The sequence below is a fragment of the Piscinibacter lacus genome (assembly GCF_016735685.1).
Classification (GTDB): domain Bacteria; phylum Pseudomonadota; class Gammaproteobacteria; order Burkholderiales; family Burkholderiaceae_C; genus Aquariibacter; species Aquariibacter lacus.
In genome coordinates this window covers 425,103-441,032 of sequence record NZ_JAERRA010000001.1, presented here as the reverse complement: position 1 = coordinate 441,032, position 15,930 = coordinate 425,103, and the positions used below count along the sequence as shown (strand labels likewise).

The following is a 15,930-nucleotide window of genomic DNA, read 5'->3' as shown; positions in this document are numbered from 1 at the left end:
CGGGAACGCGCGGTGCAGAGGCATTGCGAAAAAAGGGCGAGGGGGACGCTGCCCGCGCAGCGGGGGAAAGCCTGCGGGACGGGCTGGGCAGCCACGACTCAGGCCCGCTCAGCATGCCTGCCCGGACGCTGGTGAGAACCCAGATTCCCTAAAACGGGTGTACTCTAGTTCCCCGCATGGGGATTGCACAGAGGCTCCGCTGTGGTCCCATTTCGCTCCGTTTTTCTTGCCTTCCGTCAATCCATCGGACAGGCAATCTATGTTTCAAAGGTTGAACGAGCCCATGTCGCGCGCCGCTCCTCACACACCGCGCGGCCCTGGCCCGCGCCAACGAATACTCATTACCGGATCCCGGGGATTGATCGGCAGCGCGACCGGGGTGGAACTCCGGCGGCTGGGTCATGAAACCGTCGGCATCGATATCCGTGGCGAAGGCGCCGAGCACGGCGACACCCGCAACCCCGCGCGGATGCGGGACGCCCTGCAGGGCGTCGATGGCGTGGTTCACCTAGCGGCGGTCTCGCGGGTGATCGACGGCGAGCGCGAGCCGGAGCGCTGCCAGACGACCAATGTCGATGCGCTGGTCTCGCTGCTCGACCAGATGGTCGAGCAGCCGCACCGGCCCTGGCTGGTCTTCGCCAGCAGCCGAGAGGTCTACGGCCACACCGACGGCCGGCCGACGGGCGAGGATGCGCCGCTGAAGCCGGTCAACATCTACGGCCGGACCAAGGTCGAAGGCGAGCGCCGGGTGATGGCGGCCCGCGAACGCGGCCTGCACACGCAGATCGTCCGCTTCTCCAATGTCTACGGCTCGACGGTCGACCATGCGGACCGCGTGATCCCGGCCTTCGCCCGCGGCGCCGTCACCGGCCAACCGCTGCGCGTGGACGGCAGCGACAACACCTTCGATTTCAACCACCTGAGCGACAGCGTGGCCGGCCTCGTCGCGCTGATCGAGCAGTTGGTGGCCGACCCGGCCATCGCCCACCCGCCGATCCACTTCGTGACCGGTCAGGCGACGACGCTGGGACAGCTCGCGGCCCTGGCCATCGAGCTGGGCGGGCAAGGCAATGCGGTGGTCGAGGCGCCGTCGCGTGTCTTCGATGTCGCGCATTTCTGCGGCGACTTCCGCCGCGCGCAGCGACTGCTTGGCTGGACGCCGAAGGTCATGCTGCGCGAGGGCCTGGGGGCGCTGGTCGAGGCCTTCCGCGAACGGGAGGCAGGCCGCATCGCGGTCGCGGCGCGCTGAGCGATGAGCATGTCGAAGCTGCCCGTGATCGTGCTCGGCGCCGGCGCCGCCGGCCTGGCCGCGGCCCATGAACTCAACCGTAATGGCCGGGCGGTCAGTCTGGTCGAGGCCGCGCCGCGCGTCGGCGGCCTGTGCCGCACCCTCGAGCACCGGGGCTACCGCTTCGACCTGGGCGGACACCGCTGGTTCACGAAGAACGCCGACCTCGACGCCTGGTTCCACCGCCTGCTCGGGCCCGAGCTGGTGCCGGTGGATCGCATCAGCCGCGTGCACTTCGAGGGCCGCTATTTCCAGTACCCGATCGAGGTCGGCGACCTGCTGCGCAAGCTCGGGCCGCGGATCATGCTCGACGCCGGGCTGCGCTGCGTCTACGCCGGCCTGGTGCAGGCCCTGGCTGCCGAGCCGCCGAAGAACATGCGCCAGGCCTATGTCGCGCAATTCGGTTCACGGCTCTACGAGATGTTCTTCCGCCGCTACAGCGAGAAGGTCTGGGGCCGGCCCTGCGAGCAGCTTTCGGCCGACTGGGTGTCGCAGCGCAGCAAGGGCCTGTCGCTGTGGACGCTGCTGAAGGACGCCCTGCGGCTGCAGCGCGAGCCGGTCACCAGCCTGATCGACCGCTTCTACTACCCGGCCACCGGCTACGCCCGCCTGCCCGAGCGCATGGCCGAGGACATCGTCGCCCGCGGCGGCGAGCTGCGGCTGTCGACCCGGGTGCGCAGCGTGCGCTGGCACGGGCCGGAGGACCTGGAGGTCGTCTGCGAACGCGACGGCCAGACCGAGGTGCTGCGCGGCAGCGCGGTGCTGTCGACGGTGCCGCTCGGCGCGCTGGTCGGCATGCTGGATCCAGCCTGTCCGGCGCCGGTGGTCGAGGCCGCACGCGGCCTGGTCTTCCGCGACCTGATCACGGTCAACCTGATCCTCAAGCGCCCCCAGGTCTCGACCGACACCTGGGTCTATGTGCAGGACGAGTCGGTGATCTTCGGCCGCCTGCATGAGCCGAAGAACTGGAGCCCGGCCATGGTGCCCGATGCCGGCACCACCTCGCTGGTGCTGGAGTGCTTCTGCAGCCGTGGCGATGCAATCTGGACGCTGGATGACGCGGCCCTGCGTGAACGCTGCGTGCGCGACCTGGTCGAGCGCCTGCACCTGATCGAGGCCGGGGACGTGATCGACGCCGTCATCGTGCGGACCACCCATGCCTACCCGGTCTACGACCTCGGCTATGCCGAGCGCATCGCGACGATCCGTGCGCACCTGGACACCCTGCCCGGCCTGCACATCCTCGGCCGCTCGGGCACCTTCCGCTACAACAACGCGGACCACTCGGTCGAGATGGGCCTGCTGCTCGCGCAGCGCCTGCTGGGCGCCCGGCTGGACCATCTGGCGGTCAACACCGAGCCGAGCTACCAGGAGATCGTCCGCCCCGGCGAAGAGCCGGGGCGCGACCGCTTCCAGCTCGGCCAGTCGGCGGCCCGCCCGTGAGCCGGCCCGCGGGGGGTGGCCCGACCGTCTCGGTCGTGATGCCGGCCTACCAGGCCGAGGCCCATCTGCCCAAGGTGCTGCCGCCGCTGCTGGCCCTGCAGGCTACCGGTGAGGTGATGGAGATCCTGCTGGTCGACGATGGCTCGCCCGACGGCACCGCCGCACTGGCGCGCGCGATGGGCGTGCGGGTGCTGGCCTCGGGCGGGCGCGGCCTCGGCCCGGCCGCCGCGCGCAATGTGGCCGCGGCCGAGGCGCGCGGCGAAGTGCTGTGGTTCGTCGACTCGGACGTGGTCGTGCACGAGGGCGCCTGCGCGCGCCTGCGTCTGGCCCTGGGCGAAGGCGGCTGGGACGGGGTCTTCGGCTCCTACTGCGACGCGCCGCCAGACCCCGGCTTCTTCTCGCAGTACAAGAACCTGCTGCACCACCACCAGCACCAGACCAGCGGCGGCCCCTCGACCAGCTTCTGGGCCGGCTGTGGCGCGATCCGGCGCAGCGCCTTCCTGGCGGTCGGCGGCTTCGACGCCCGACGCTTCGGCGCGCCCTCGATCGAAGACATCGAACTCGGCCACCGCCTGCACCGCGCCGGCCACCGCATGCTGCTGGATCCGCAGATGCGCTGCAGCCACCTCAAGCGCTGGCCGCTGCGGCAGATGGTGGCGGTCGACATCCGGCGCCGGGCGCTGCCCTGGTCGCGCCTGATCCTGGCCGGCGAGGCGCCGGCCGACGAACTGAATGTGCGGCCCTCCGAGCAGCGCGCAGCCTTGCTGGCCGGCGCCCTGCTGCTGTCGCTGCCGCTGGCCCTGCTGCCGGGCGGCAGCGCCTGGCCCAGCCTGGGCCTGGCCGGCCTGGCCTGGGCGGCCAATGCGCGCTTCGCGGCCTTCCTGGCCCGGCGTCGCGGGCCGGCCTTCGCAGCGGCCGCGCTGGCCTTTCACCAAGTGGTCTATGTCTACAGCGGGCTGAGCTACGCCTGGGCCTGGTGCGAACGCGGCCTGGGTCGCAGCCGCCGGGCCTGAGACGCCGCGCTCAGCGGTGCCGGCCGAAGAGCTTGCTCAGGCCGGTCGGCGTCCAGCGCAGGTCGCGGCGCAGGGCCGCGAAATCCAGCGGCCGGAACAGCACCTGGTGCAGGATCAGCAGCGGCAGATGCGCCGGGCTGTGGCCGACCAGCGCGAACAGCAAGGCCACCGGGAAGACGACGGTGCGCAGGTCATTGAGCACCTGGCGGCCCCAGAAATCCACTTGCTGCTCGGGCGTGCGCGGGCTCAGCAGCAGGGCGCGCAGGTCCAGGGGCTCGTCGCGCAGGTAGACCCACTTGAAGGCGCGCAGCGCAAAGGTCAGCAGCACGATCAGGGCGAAGACCGGCAGCGCCCAGGCCATCAGCAGCAGGCTGAGCGCACAGGCCAGGGCATCGAGCGGCAGCACGACCCGCGCGAGCACGCGCCAGACGGCCTCGACGCCGACGGTGGTGGCAAAAGTCCGCAGGCCGGCCCGGCGGTCGTTGTCGGCATCGCGGATCTGGTGCAGCAGGATGCCGCGCAGGCCGTTGGCCAGGGCACCGACGAGCAGGGTCGCCAGCAGCGGCAGAAGCAGCGCCTGCGGCGGGCCGCCGAGCGGCAGCCAGGCCGCAAGGGTGATGAGCAGCGGCACCGTGAAGGCATAGAGCGCATCGCAGACCGGGCCGGCGACATGGCGCTCCTTGAGCCGCAGCGGCGGCGCGGCATAGGCGATCAGCAAAGCCGTCTGAAGCAGCAGCATGCCCAGGGCATGCTGAGGCGGGCCGGGCCACAGCGCCCAGGGCAGGAAGCCGAGCAGGCCCAGCCCCAGCACCAGGCCGGCGCGGGCCCAGGGCGAGCGGCCGGCCATGGTGTTGCGCTTGCCGGCCAGGGCATCGGCCCGCAGGTCGAACAGGTCGTTGACGACATAGCCAAAGCCGGCGATGCCGGCGAAAGCCGTCAAGAACAGCAGCAGCGCCGGCAGGGTCAGGAGCAACCCGGGGCGCGCAGGGTCCAGCGCCAGCAGCAGGTAGATCAGGCCGAGGATCGGCGCGCCCTTGTCCGTCCACCAGAGATCGGACTTGACCAGCGCCGGGGCCAGTTGCCGCACGGGCTGTGTCATGTCCGGGGCTCTCAGCCGCGCTTGCGGCTCTGCCCGATCAGCCAGTCGGCGATGGCCAGCGCGCGCTCGTGCGTGCCGGCCATGGAGCCCGAGGTGTAGAACTGGCCGTTCACGCCCAGGGCGGGCGTGCCGTCGATGCGGTAGCCGGCCGACAGGGCGGCGGCCTGGCGGGCCTTGCCGGCCACGCCGAAGGAGTTGAAGGCCTCGATGAACTTGGCGCGGTCGACACCGTTCTTGGCGACGAAGTCGAAGATGACGTCGGGCGTCGCCAGCGGATTGCGCTGCACATGCATGGCCGCGAAGATCTTGCCGTGCAGGGCGTCGAGCTGCCCCAGGGCCTCCAGCGCGTAGAACAGCTTCTGGTGTGTGACGAAGGGCACTTCGCGGAAGGCCACCGGCGCGCGGCGGAAGCTCACGTCGGCCGGCAGCTTCTTCAGCCAGGCCTCCAGCGGGGCCTCGAAGTGGTAGCAGTGCGGGCAGCCGTACCAGAAGAACTCGACGACCTCGATGCGGGCCGGGTCGCTGGTGGGCTGGCGCTGCGGCAGACGCACGTAGTCGCGGCCTTCGACCGGCCCGCCCTGGGCCCGGGCCTCGGGGCCGCCCAGGCCCAGGCCGAGGGCCGCCAGGGCCATCGCGCCGCCGGCCGCAAGCTGGCGGCGCTGCAAGTCGGGCCGCTCGGCGGCCAGGGGAGCGGAATCGGGGGTCGGGCGCAGGCTCATCGAAAACATCCTCGGGAAGGTCTGGCGGTAGAGCGGGCCGGTGCGGCGAAGTTCAGGGCGAGGCGGGCTGGACGCGGACCAGCGCCGCCTCGAAGCCCTGCTCGGCCAGTCCGTCACGGCGGATCTCGGCGTCGGCGCGCCGGTCGAAGGGGCCCAGGCGCACGCGGTGCATGGTGCGGCCCGCCTGGTCGCGCGCACTGACGCGGGCTTCGTAGCCAAGGATGGCCAGCTTGGCGCGCTGCTGCTCGGCGTCCTCGGGCTTGGCGAAGGCGCCGACCTGCACGAAGAACTGGACCGGGCCGGTGTCGGCCGCGACGGCCGGCGGGGCCGAGGCGGCAGCCTGCGCCGGAGCGGCCGGCGGGGCAGCCGCCGGGCTCGTCGACGGCGCGAGCCCGACGCCCGGGCCGGGGCTTGCCGCGCCCGGGGGCCGCACTGCGGGCTTGCCCGAAAGCGGGCCGTTCGGATCCCAGTTGCGGTTGCGCTCGGCCTCGGCCGCGTCCTGCTGCGCGCTGCGGTGCGGCACCTTGTCGACGAAGGGGATGGGCACCTTGTTGACGTAGAGCGCAACAGCCAGCGCGACCAGCACGCCCAGCACGCCGCCGACGATGAAGCCGAGCAGGAAGCCGCCGCGCTGGCGACGGGCCGGGCCGGCGGCGCGGCGGGGGGCGGGGGAGCGGTTCATCGGGTCGGGGTTCCGGGATGGGGTCGCAGGCTCACATCTTCTCCGGCGCCGAGACGCCGAGCACGGCCAGGCCATTGCGCAGCACCTGCGCGGTGGCGGCCAGCAGGGCGATGCGGGCGCGGGTCAGGGCCGGGTCCTCGGTGAGGAAGCGCTCGGCCGCGTAATAGCTGTGGAAGGCGCCGGCCAGGTCGCGCAAGTAAAAGGCCACATCATGCGGCGCCAGGTCGCGGGCGGCGCCGGCCAGCATGACGGGGAAGTCGGCCAGCTTGCCCAGCAGGATCTGCTCGGTCGGCGCGGTCAGCGGGGCCAGCTCGGCCTGGGGCAGCTCGGCCAGCGCGCCGCCGGTCTGCTCGACCCACTGCCGCAGCACCGAATGCAAGCGGGCATGCGCGTACTGCACGTAGAAGACCGGGTTCTCGTCATTGGCCTGCAGGGCCAGGTCGACGTCGAAGACGAACTCGGTGTCGGCCTTGCGGCTGATCAGGAAGAAGCGCACCGCATCGCGGCTGGTCCAGTCGATGAGGTCGCGCAGGGTCACGTAGCTGCCGGCGCGCTTGGAGATCTTGACCTCCTCGCCGCCCTTCATCACGGTGACCATCTTGTGCAGCACGTAATCGGGCCAGCCCGGCGGGATGCCGGCGCCGGCCGCCTGCAGGCCGGCGCGGACGCGGGCGATGGTGCCGTGGTGGTCGCTGCCCTGGATGTTGACGGCCTTGTCGAAGCCGCGGCCCCACTTCTCCAGGTGGTAGGCCACGTCGGGCACGAAGTAGGTGTAGGGGCTGGCGCCGGGCGGCAGGGCCTCGGTGCCGGACTTGCGCATCACCCGGTCCTTGTCGTCGCCGTAGTCGGTCGAGCGCAGCCAGAGCGCGCCGTCCTGCTCGTAGGTCTTGCCGGCCTCGATCAGGCGCTGCACCGTCGCCTCGACCTTGCCGCCGCTGTAGAGGCTGGATTCGAGGAAGTAGTGGTCGAAGCGCACGCCGAAGGCCTGCAGGTCCAGGTCCTGCTCATGGCGCAGGTAGGCCACGGCGAACTGGCGGATGCCGTCCAGGTCGGCCGGGTCGCCGCTGGCGGTGAAGGCGCGGTCGTCGGCGGTGACGGTCTTCTTCGCGAGGAAGTCGGCGGCGATGTCGGCGATGTAGTCGCCGTTGTAGGCGTTCTCCGGCCAGTCGGCGTCGCCGGGCTTCAGGCCCTGGATGCGGGCCTGGGTGGAGATCGCCAGCGTCGCGATCTGCACGCCCGCGTCGTTGTAATAGAACTCGCGCTGCACCTGCCAGCCCTGGCTGGCGTACAGATTGCACAGCGCATCGCCCAGTGCGGCCTGGCGGCCGTGGCCCACATGCAGCGGGCCGGTGGGGTTGGCCGAGACGAACTCGACCAGCACGCGGCCCGCCCCGGCCGGGGCGCAGCCGAAGGCCTGGCCGGCGGCCAGCACCTCGCCGACCACGGCCTGGCGCGCAGCGGCCTTGAGCCGCAGGTTGATGAAGCCGGGGCCGGCGATCTCCAGCGCCTCGACCCATTCGGCCACGGCCGGCTGGGCTTGCAGCGCTTCGACCAGGGCGGTGGCCAGCTCGCGCGGGTTCTTCTTGAGCGGACGGGCGAGCTGCATGGCCACCGTCACGGCCAAGTCGCCATGGGCGGCCTGCTTGGGCTTTTCGAAAGCGGGGCTCAGGCCGTGGCCGGGGGACACATGGTCGAGGGCGGCGGCCAGGGCCTGGTCGAGCGCCTGTTGGATGCGGGTCATCTCAAGATTCTAGGTGCCCCCCCCTGCTGCAGCGGCCGGGCCGGGCGGGCGGGGGACAGGGCGGCGGTCCGCCCCCTGATCGGCCGACCGCCGCCGCGCCGGCCGCGCTACAAAGCCGGCATGCCTGCCGCGCCTGGACCGACCGAGCCCCCGCTGCCCTCGCGCATCGGCCGCTATCGCGTGCTGTCCAGGCTGGGGGCGGGCGCGAGCAGCGAGGTCTTCCTCGGCCACGACGACTTCCTCGACCGGCCGGTGGCGATCAAGCGCCTGCCGCCGCAGGATCCGACCGACCAGCAAGCCAGCCGCCTGCGCGAGCGCTTCTTCGCCGCCGAGGCTGCGTTGATCGGCCGCTTGCAGCATCCCAACCTGGTCACGCTCTACGACGCGGCCGACGACCCGGCCGGGCCCTATCTGGTGATGGAGCCGGTGCATGGCGGCACGCTGCGGCCGCACACCCGGCCCGATGCCCTGCTGCCGCTGGACCGCATCGTCGAGATCGGCATCCAGCTCGCCCTGGCACTGGCCCAGGTCGCGCGCCAGGGCCTGGTGCACCGCGACGTGAAGGCGGCCAATCTGCTGGTCGAGCGCGATGCGGCCGGCGGCATCGCGCGGGTGAAGCTCGGCGACTTCGGCAGCGTGCTGAACCTGCGGGCCGATTGCACCCAGGTCGCGCGGGTCGGTTCGCTGCGGACCATGTCGCCCGAGCAGGTCGAGGGCGGCACCCTCGATGGCCGCAGCGACCTTTATGCCCTGGGCATCGTGCTCTACCAGTTGATCGCCGGCCGGCCGCCCTTCGAGGCGCCGAGCGAGGCGGCGCTGATCGCGCAGATCCTCGACCGCCCGCCGCCGCCGCTGGCGCCGCTGCGGCCCGGCGTCAGCCCGGCGCTGGAGGCGGTGGTGCGGGGCGCGCTGAGCAAGTCGCCCGCCGGGCGGCCGGCCGACGGCGAGGCCTTCGCGGCCGCGCTGTCGGCCCTGCTCGCCGACCGGCAGGTGCCGCGGCCCGGGCCGCAGGAGCTGCTGGATTCCGAACGCTTCCGCCTGCTCGGCGAGCTGGAGTTCTTCGCCGGCTTCGGCGAGGTCGAACGCTGGGAGCTGGTGCGCCGCGGCGACTGGGCCCAGCACCCGGCCGGCACCCTGCTGCACCGGGCCGGCGAGACGGGCGACGCCTTCCACATCATTGCCCGCGGCGAGGTCGAGGTGCATCGCGACGGCCGCTGCGTCGCCCGGCTCGGCGCCGGCACCTCGGTGGGCGAGATGGCCTACCTGGCGCCCAGCCCGGCCCTGAAGCGGCACCAGGCCGACATCGTCTGCACCGCGCCGACGACGACCCTGGGCTTCAGCCCGGCCCGCCTCGCCAGCCTGGGCGCGGGCACCCGGCAGCAGATGGACCAGGCCTTCATCCGCGTGCTGGTGCGGCGCCTTCACGCCGCGCACGAGGCGCTGGCGCACCCGCGGCGCATCCTCTAGCCCGGGAAGGGCGCAGCCTCAGCCGCGCGCCTTGGCCGCGGACCAGTAGGCCGGGTCGCCGTAGCTGTGCTTGAGGTAGTCGATCCACAGCCGCACCCGCAGCGGCAGGTGCTTGCGCTGCGGGAAGACGGCGTAGATGCCGCTGGGCGGCGCGGCATAGTCGTCGAGCAGGCTTTGCAGCGTGCCGGCGGCCAGGTCGGCCTCGACTTCCCAGCGGCTGCGCCAGGCGATGCCGCGGCCTTCCAGGCACCAGTCGTGCAGCACCTGGCCGTCGGAGCAATCCAGCCGGCCACTGGGCTTGAGGCGCACGACCTCGCCATCGACGGTGAAGGCCCAGCCGCGGATCTGGCTGGCCTCGGAGGTCAGCGTCAGGCAGTCGTGGCGGGCCAGGTCCTCGGGCTGCTGCGGCCGGCCGTGGCGCTGGAGGTAGCCCGGGGTGGCGACGCAGACGCGCCGGTTGTCGGCCAGGCGTACGCTAACCAAGCTGGAATCGGGCAGGTCGCCGACCCGCACCGCGCAGTCGTAGCGCTCGTGGACGATGTCGACGATGCGGTCGGCCAGGTTCAGCGAGACGGTCACGTCGGGATGCAGCTCGGCAAAGCGCGGCACCAGCGGCGCCACATGGCGGCGGCCGAAGCCGGCCGGCGCCGTCACCCGCAGGTGGCCGCTGGCCTTCACGCCGCCGGCGCTGACGCTGGCCTCGGCATTGGCCAGCTCGCCCAGCAGGCGCTGGCAGTCCTCCAGGAAGGCGCTGCCCTCGTGGGTGAGGGTGATGCGGCGCGTGGTGCGGACCAGCAGCTTCACGCCCAGGCGTTCCTCCAGCGCATCGATGCGCCGGCCAACCACGGCGGGGGCCACGCCCTCCTCGGCGGCGGTCTGGGTCAGGCTGCCCTTGGTGGCGACGCCGACGAAGGACTCCAATTGCTTGAGCCGGTCCATGGCAGCGGATTATGGTCGCAGGGCAATGGACTGCCGGCAGGCCAGGGGGTGATTGCGCCTGTCAGGCAGCGGAAAGACGGGGATGCAAGCGGGGGCCGCAACGGCCTCCGCCGGCCGGTGGATTCGTGCACGCCGCGCAGGAATGCAGCGCGCTGCGGTGCATCAATCGCCCGCCGGCTTGCGCATACAGTGGCCGCATGGACAAGCTGCCGCTCCACCCTCGGACACCCTTGCGAGCGGTGCTCTTCGACGCCTACGGCACGCTCTTCGATGTCTACAGCGTGGCCGCCAGCGCCGAGCAGCGCTTCCCCGGCCGCGGCGAGGCCCTGGCCCGGCTGTGGCGCGACAAGCAGATCGAGTACAGCCGCCTGGTCAGCCTGGGCGATGCAGGCGGGCGCCTCTACCAGCCCTTCTGGGACCTGACCCGCGCCGCCCTGCGCTACGCCGCCCAGGCCCTGGGCCTGGCGCTGGACGAAGCTGCCGAGGAGCGGCTGATGAACGAGTACCGCCACCTCAGCGCCTACCCCGAGAACCGCCGCGTCCTGCAGCAGGTGCGGGCGCTGGGCCTGCCGGCGGGCATCCTCTCCAACGGCGACCCGGCGATGATCGCCGTGGCCGTCAAGAGCGCCGGCATCGCCGACCTGATCGATCCGCTGATCAGCGTGGGCCCGCTGCGCTGCTACAAACCCGATCCGCGCGTGTACCAGCACGGGCTGGAGGTGCTGCGCCAGAGCCAGCCCGACCTGCTGGCCCGCCAGGTGCTGTTCGTGTCGAGCAATGGCTGGGACGCGCTCGGCGCGACCTGGTTCGGCTTCACGAGCTTCTGGCTGAACCGCGCGGGCCTGCCTTGCGAGACCCTGGATCCCCCGCCGACCCACCAAGGCCGGCGACTCGATGACCTGCTGCCGCTGCTCGGTGACCCCGGCGATGCGGCCGACGCCTGAGCTTCCCGCCACCGCAGAACACCGGCCCCAGCGTCCCTCCCCGCGACCGCACCGCCGCGTGCAGGTCCTTCCGCTTTCTCCGACCGCGCCGCCGCGCGCCCCGACCCCAGGAGCCCTCCCATGAGCCTCACCCTGCCCCAAGGCATGCAGATCACCGGCCCCATCGAGCCGGGTTTCGACAACATCCTCACCCTGCCGGCGCTGGAGCTGGTCGCCAAGCTGCACCGCGCCTTCGAGCCGCGCCGGCAGGAGCTGCTGGCCGCCCGGATCGAGCGCGCCAAGCGCCTCGACGCCGGCGAGCGCCCGGACTTCCTGGCCGAGACCCGCCACATCCGCGAAGGCGACTGGTCCATCGCCCCGCTGCCCAAGGCGCTGGAATGCCGCCGGGTCGAGATCACCGGGCCGGTCGACGCCAAGATGGTCATCAATGCGCTGAACTCGGGCGCCGACAGCTACATGACCGACTTCGAGGACAGCAACTCCCCGAAGTGGCGCAACCAGATCCAGGGCCAGGTCAATCTCTACAAGGCCGTGCGCCGCACCCTGACCCTGGGCCAGGCCGGCAAGACCTACAAGCTCGGCGAGAAGCTGGCGACCCTGCAAGTTCGCCCGCGCGGCTGGCACCTGGACGAAAAGCATGTGACGGTGGACGGCCAGCGCGTCTCCGGCGGCATCTTCGACTTCGCGCTCTTCCTCTTCCACAACGCCTTCGAGCTGCTCGGCCGCGGCGCCGGCCCCTTCTTCTACCTGCCGAAGATGGAGAGCCACCTGGAGGCGCGCCTCTGGAACGACATCTTCGTGCTGGCGCAGCAGCACCTCGGCCTGCCGCAGGGCACGATCAAGGCGACCGTGCTGATCGAGACCATCCTCGCGGCCTTCGAGATGGAGGAGATCCTGTACGAGCTGCGCGAGCACAGCGCGGGCCTGAACGCCGGCCGCTGGGACTACATCTTCAGCTGCATCAAGAAGTTCAAGAACGACCGCGACTTCTGCCTGGCCGACCGCAAGCAGGTCACCATGACCTCGCCCTTCATGCGCGCCTATGCGCTGCTGCTGCTCAAGACCTGCCACAAGCGCGGCGCGCCCGCCATCGGCGGCATGAGCGCGCTGATCCCGATCAAGAACGATCCGGAGAAGAACGAGATCGCGATGGCCGGCATCATCAAGGACAAGCGCCGCGATGCGAACGACGGCTACGACGGCGGCTGGGTCGCGCACCCGGGCCTGGTCGATGTGGCGATGAAGGAGTTCGTCGATGTGCTCGGCGACCGGCCCAACCAGATCAGCCGCCAGAAGAAGTACACCCACATCGAGGCCGAGCACCTGCTGGAGTTCAAGCCCGAAGGCCCGATCACCGAGGCCGGCCTGCGCATGAACATCAACGTCGGCATCTACTACCTGGCCTCCTGGCTGGCCGGCAATGGCTGCGTGCCCATCTACAACCTGATGGAAGACGCGGCGACGGCCGAGATCTCGCGCTCCCAGGTCTGGCAGTGGATCCGCTCGCCCAAGGGCGTGCTGGAGGACGGCCGCAAGGTGACCGAAGTGATGGTTCGCGCCATGGTGGCCGAGGAGCTTCAGGGCCTCAAGGACGCCGGCTACGAGGGCACCACCGTCGACCGCGCCGCCGAGATCTTCGAACAGATGAGCACCAGCGAGGAGTTCACCGAATTCCTCACCCTGCCGCTGTACGAGGAAGGCAGCTTCTGATCCGCCGGCTGCCGCGCCGGGCGCCCGCGGGCGCCTGAAGCCGCATGCCCCAGGGGCCTCTCCGGAGGCCCTTTTTCATGGCCGGACGGCGAGCTTTTTTCACCGCATGGGCGGGCGGGCCGGCGTGCAACACTCGTCGCGAGCCCGCCCCGTGCGGCCCCCTTTTTCAGGAGCCCCTTCCATGAAGATCCTCATCGCCGTCGACGGCAGCCCGACCACCAAGCGCATGCTGGCCTACCTGGTCGCCCATGAGGAGCGCTTCCTCCGCGGCCAGGCCCTGACCGTCTTCACCGCCGTGCCGGCCGTGCCGGCCCGCGCCGCATCGCTGTTCGACAAGGACAGCCTCCAGGGCTACTACGAGGAAGAGGCCGAGAAGGTGTTCAAGCCCATCCGCAGCTTCCTGAGCAAGCAGGGCGTCGAGGCCAAGTTCCTGAGCAAGGTCGGCCATGCCGCCGAGCTGATCGCCAAGGCCTCGGCCAAGCAGGATCTGCTGATCCTCGGCTCGCACGGCCACACGGCCCTCGGCAATCTGGTGATGGGCTCGGTGGCGACCAAGGTGCTCGCCGGCTGCGAGACGCCGGTGCTGCTGGTGCGCTGAGCGAGGGCCGCGCGCTCAGCGCGCGGCCAGGCCGTCGAAGCAACTGCCCAGCACCCAGTCGATGATCTGCTCGGGGCTGGCGCTGCCGGCCTGGCGCAGCACGGCCAGCACCGGGTCGCAGGCCCGCGCGTAGACGGTGTAGAGCACCACCTCGGGCGGCAGCTTGGGGTTGAGCGCGCCGGCCGCCTGGGCGGCCTCGACCCAGGCGCCGATGCGGTCGCTCAGCTCGAAGAGGCGGTCGAGGTAATCGGCCCGGCCGGTCAGTTCGGCACGCAGGCTGGAGTTCTGCGCCGGCAGGCTCGGCATCTCGCCGGCCATCTGCACCTCCATGCTCCAGCGGGCCACGGCCTTGAGCTGGTCGAGCGGCGCGGGTGGCGGCTCCAGGGCCTCGCGCTCGGCCACGAAGGCCAGGGCCCGGTCCATCAACCTCACCATGGCCGCAGCGGCCAGGGATTCCTTGGAGCTGAAGTGCTTGTAGAGGCTGGCCTTGGCGATGCCGACCTGGGCCGCGACCTCGTCGACGGTCATCAGGTCGAAGCCTTTTTCAGCCAGGAGGCGGTTGGCGGCTTCGACGATGGCCTGTTCGCGGGCCACCAGCACCCGTTCGCGAAAGCTGGGTTTGTCCATGACGGCAGTGTAAGACGGCGCGTCGCTCAGGCAGACGCACCGTCTCCACCGCGAACGTCAAGTCGCCACGCGCGTCTTGGACGGAGGGGTGGGCTCGGCACCCCGGGAGGCGAGGCTCAGCTCCAGCCCCAGGCAGATGCCGAGGTCGGCCGGATCCGGCTCAGTCTTCGACGGGCCGCCCCGACGGGGCCAGCCCTGAGGCCACCACCGACGCCACCAGGCCAGGGGCCGGGCGGGCCGGACGAGGGAGCGGCGCAGGTCGGAAGGCATGGCCGCAGTGTCGCGGGGCGGCCTGCGCAGCGATTCCACAGTATGGGGGTGAGGACGGGCTCAATCCCGGGTATCGGCCGCCGCCCTGAGCGGACGTCGGCCGCACTTTCGTGCGCACCACTCTTTCGGGGGAAGACGCCCCGGGTTCCGATGCTCTCACCATTCGCGCCGTGCTGTCACACGCTGGCGTCCCGCGACGCTGGATCTCGAACCGGGCAGCGCGTTCCGCCCCCTCCGGCCCAACCGTCGAAGCACGGTCGTTCCCACGATGCCGGGGCCGCGGGCAGCACGCGCCAGCCCCACGGGCCCAACGGTCTCCTCCGGGGGATCCTCTCAACCCGCCGACCTCAAGTCGGCGGGTTTTTTTTGCCCGTCCCGTCGGCCGTCAGCGGGAAGCCTTCGGCCAGCACCTCGCGCAGATGGGCCACCAGGGCCTGCACCGCGCGGGTCGGGGCCACGTGGGCGGGCCGGAGGGCCAGGATGTGGCGGCCGAAGGCCGAGACCTCGCGCCAGTCCGGCAGCAGCGGCTGGAGCCGCCCGGCCCGGACTTCGGCCTGGGCGCTGAAATCCGGCAGCAAGGCCAGGCCCAGGCCTTCGAGCGCGGCGGCGCGCAGGAGCTCGCTGTTGTTGGCGGCCAGGGCGCCGCGCAGCGGCACGGTGACCGGGGGCTCAGGCTCGCCCGGCGCAGGCACCAGCGGCTCGAAGCGCCAGGCCGCCGGCTCGCCCGGCCGCCAGTAGCCCAGGGCCTCGTGGGCGGCCAGCTCGCGCGGGTGCCGCGGCTCGCCGCGGGCCCGCAGGTGCTCGGGCGTGGCCACCAGCACGGCGCGGGTCGGGCAGAGCGTCCAGGCGACATGGTCCTCGGGGGCCGTGCTGGCATGGCGGATGGCCAGGTCGTAGCCCTCGCGCGCCAGCGGCACCAGGCGGTCGGACAGGTCCAGCTCGATGCGCAGGCCCGGATGGGCGCGCAGGAAGCCCGCCAGGTGCGGGACGATGTGCTGCCGCCCCAGCGCGACCGGCACCGTCAGCCGCAGCAGACCGCGCGGCGCCTCGGCCAGGTCGCGCACCTCGGCAAAGCCGCGGGCGATCTGGGTGTAGGCGCCGCGGGTGGCCTCGACCAGTTGCAGACCGGCCTCGGTCAGGCGCACGCTGCGGGTGGTGCGGCGCAGCAGGGGCAGGCCGGCGGCCCGCTCCAACTCGGTCAGGCGCTGGCTGACCGCGGCCTTGCTCAGGCCCAGCCGTGCGGCGGTGGCCGTCACGCTGCCCTGCTCGGCGAGCACGCCCAGGGTGTGGACCTGGGGCCAGAGCAGGTCGAGGCGCTGGGGGTCGGGCAGGGGCGGCATGGCGGGTCGGACGGGCTGGCGCGGCGTCGATTGTTCAGTTCATCGAACAA

At 71.8% G+C, this 15,930-nt stretch carries 14 protein-coding genes; 7 read left to right on the top strand and 7 right to left on the bottom strand.

Annotated features, from left to right (window positions below):
* Positions 1–259: 259 nt before the first annotated feature.
* From JI742_RS02065 to JI742_RS02055, 3 genes are read left to right on the top strand one after another with little or no spacing between them, the layout of a single operon-like run.
* The gene (locus JI742_RS02065; RefSeq protein ID WP_350309655.1) at positions 260–1,249 is read left to right on the top strand and encodes an NAD-dependent epimerase/dehydratase family protein; all 990 of its coding nucleotides are present in this window, start codon (positions 260–262) and stop codon (positions 1,247–1,249) included.
* Positions 1,250–1,258: 9 nt separating this feature from the next.
* Positions 1,259–2,731, top strand: coding sequence for an FAD-dependent oxidoreductase (locus JI742_RS02060; protein WP_201823552.1), 1,473 nt, complete (start codon positions 1,259–1,261; stop codon positions 2,729–2,731).
* Complete coding sequence (locus JI742_RS02055) at positions 2,728–3,744, top strand: glycosyltransferase family 2 protein (protein ID WP_201823549.1); 1,017 nt, start codon at positions 2,728–2,730, stop codon at positions 3,742–3,744. The genes JI742_RS02060 and JI742_RS02055 overlap by 4 nt, the downstream gene beginning before the upstream one ends.
* Before the next feature lie 10 nt (positions 3,745–3,754).
* Here the strand turns inward: JI742_RS02055 and JI742_RS02050 are convergent, their stop codons facing one another.
* Genes JI742_RS02050 through argS form a run of 4 tightly spaced genes read right to left on the bottom strand, consistent with a single transcriptional unit; the run spans position 3,755 to position 7,985 of the window.
* Positions 3,755–4,843 carry a UbiA family prenyltransferase gene (locus JI742_RS02050; RefSeq protein WP_201823546.1) on the bottom strand — a complete coding sequence of 363 codons (1,089 nt, stop codon included), beginning with the start codon at positions 4,841–4,843 and terminating at the stop codon, positions 3,755–3,757.
* An 11-nt stretch (positions 4,844–4,854) separates the two neighbouring features.
* Positions 4,855–5,562: a thiol:disulfide interchange protein DsbA/DsbL gene (locus tag JI742_RS02045; protein ID WP_236676741.1), complete on the bottom strand. Its 708-nt coding sequence runs from the start codon at positions 5,560–5,562 to the stop codon at positions 4,855–4,857.
* Between the two features lie 52 nt (positions 5,563–5,614).
* Positions 5,615–6,244: an SPOR domain-containing protein gene (locus JI742_RS02040; protein ID WP_201823543.1), complete on the bottom strand. Its 630-nt coding sequence runs from the start codon at positions 6,242–6,244 to the stop codon at positions 5,615–5,617.
* Between the two features lie 31 nt (positions 6,245–6,275).
* Positions 6,276–7,985, bottom strand: coding sequence for an arginine--tRNA ligase (gene argS, locus JI742_RS02035; RefSeq protein WP_201823541.1), 1,710 nt, complete (start codon positions 7,983–7,985; stop codon positions 6,276–6,278).
* Between the two features lie 120 nt (positions 7,986–8,105).
* On the opposite strand from argS, the gene JI742_RS02030 reads away from it, so the two are divergent.
* Positions 8,106–9,452 carry a protein kinase domain-containing protein gene (locus JI742_RS02030; RefSeq protein WP_201823539.1) on the top strand — a complete coding sequence of 449 codons (1,347 nt, stop codon included), beginning with the start codon at positions 8,106–8,108 and terminating at the stop codon, positions 9,450–9,452.
* A gap of 18 nt (positions 9,453–9,470) precedes the next feature.
* Here JI742_RS02030 and JI742_RS02025 read toward each other — a convergent pair whose 3' ends face one another.
* A complete protein-coding gene (locus JI742_RS02025) occupies positions 9,471–10,391 on the bottom strand; it encodes a LysR family transcriptional regulator (RefSeq protein WP_201823537.1) in 921 nt (306 codons plus the stop codon).
* A 197-nt stretch (positions 10,392–10,588) separates the two neighbouring features.
* On the opposite strand from JI742_RS02025, the gene JI742_RS02020 reads away from it, so the two are divergent.
* The 3 genes from JI742_RS02020 to JI742_RS02010 all read left to right on the top strand — a co-directional run bounded on the left by JI742_RS02020 (position 10,589) and on the right by JI742_RS02010 (position 13,643).
* Positions 10,589–11,335: a haloacid dehalogenase type II gene (locus JI742_RS02020; protein WP_201823535.1), complete on the top strand. Its 747-nt coding sequence runs from the start codon at positions 10,589–10,591 to the stop codon at positions 11,333–11,335.
* Between the two features lie 120 nt (positions 11,336–11,455).
* Entirely contained in the window at positions 11,456–13,045 is a 1,590-nt protein-coding gene (gene aceB, locus JI742_RS02015) for a malate synthase A (protein WP_201823534.1), read from the top strand.
* Between the two features lie 181 nt (positions 13,046–13,226).
* Positions 13,227–13,643 (top strand): universal stress protein, encoded by a 417-nt coding sequence (locus JI742_RS02010; protein ID WP_201823532.1) that lies wholly within the window; start codon positions 13,227–13,229, stop codon positions 13,641–13,643.
* Positions 13,644–13,658: 15 nt separating this feature from the next.
* On the opposite strand, the gene JI742_RS02005 is transcribed toward JI742_RS02010, so the two are convergent.
* Positions 13,659–14,270 (bottom strand): TetR/AcrR family transcriptional regulator, encoded by a 612-nt coding sequence (locus JI742_RS02005; RefSeq protein ID WP_201823531.1) that lies wholly within the window; start codon positions 14,268–14,270, stop codon positions 13,659–13,661.
* Between the two features lie 617 nt (positions 14,271–14,887).
* Complete coding sequence (locus JI742_RS02000) at positions 14,888–15,880, bottom strand: LysR family transcriptional regulator (RefSeq protein ID WP_201823530.1); 993 nt, start codon at positions 15,878–15,880, stop codon at positions 14,888–14,890.
* Between the last annotated feature and the right edge of the window lie 50 nt (positions 15,881–15,930).

What these genes read in the sequence shown, in the direction of transcription:
- JI742_RS02065 (WP_350309655.1), top strand. Translation starts at nt 260, where the DNA reads ATGTTTCAAAGGTTGAACGAGCCCATGTCGCGCGCCGCTCCTCACACA.
- JI742_RS02060 (WP_201823552.1), top strand. Translation starts at nt 1,259, where the DNA reads ATGTCGAAGCTGCCCGTGATCGTGCTCGGCGCCGGCGCCGCCGGCCTG.
- JI742_RS02050 (WP_201823546.1), bottom strand. Translation starts at nt 4,843, where the DNA reads ATGACACAGCCCGTGCGGCAACTGGCCCCGGCGCTGGTCAAGTCCGAT.
- JI742_RS02045 (WP_236676741.1), bottom strand. Translation starts at nt 5,562, where the DNA reads ATGAGCCTGCGCCCGACCCCCGATTCCGCTCCCCTGGCCGCCGAGCGG.
- JI742_RS02040 (WP_201823543.1), bottom strand. Translation starts at nt 6,244, where the DNA reads ATGAACCGCTCCCCCGCCCCCCGCCGCGCCGCCGGCCCGGCCCGTCGC.
- argS (WP_201823541.1), bottom strand. Translation starts at nt 7,985, where the DNA reads ATGACCCGCATCCAACAGGCGCTCGACCAGGCCCTGGCCGCCGCCCTC.
- JI742_RS02030 (WP_201823539.1), top strand. Translation starts at nt 8,106, where the DNA reads ATGCCTGCCGCGCCTGGACCGACCGAGCCCCCGCTGCCCTCGCGCATC.
- JI742_RS02025 (WP_201823537.1), bottom strand. Translation starts at nt 10,391, where the DNA reads ATGGACCGGCTCAAGCAATTGGAGTCCTTCGTCGGCGTCGCCACCAAG.
- JI742_RS02020 (WP_201823535.1), top strand. Translation starts at nt 10,589, where the DNA reads ATGGACAAGCTGCCGCTCCACCCTCGGACACCCTTGCGAGCGGTGCTC.
- aceB (WP_201823534.1), top strand. Translation starts at nt 11,456, where the DNA reads ATGAGCCTCACCCTGCCCCAAGGCATGCAGATCACCGGCCCCATCGAG.
- JI742_RS02010 (WP_201823532.1), top strand. Translation starts at nt 13,227, where the DNA reads ATGAAGATCCTCATCGCCGTCGACGGCAGCCCGACCACCAAGCGCATG.
- JI742_RS02005 (WP_201823531.1), bottom strand. Translation starts at nt 14,270, where the DNA reads ATGGACAAACCCAGCTTTCGCGAACGGGTGCTGGTGGCCCGCGAACAG.
- JI742_RS02000 (WP_201823530.1), bottom strand. Translation starts at nt 15,880, where the DNA reads ATGCCGCCCCTGCCCGACCCCCAGCGCCTCGACCTGCTCTGGCCCCAG.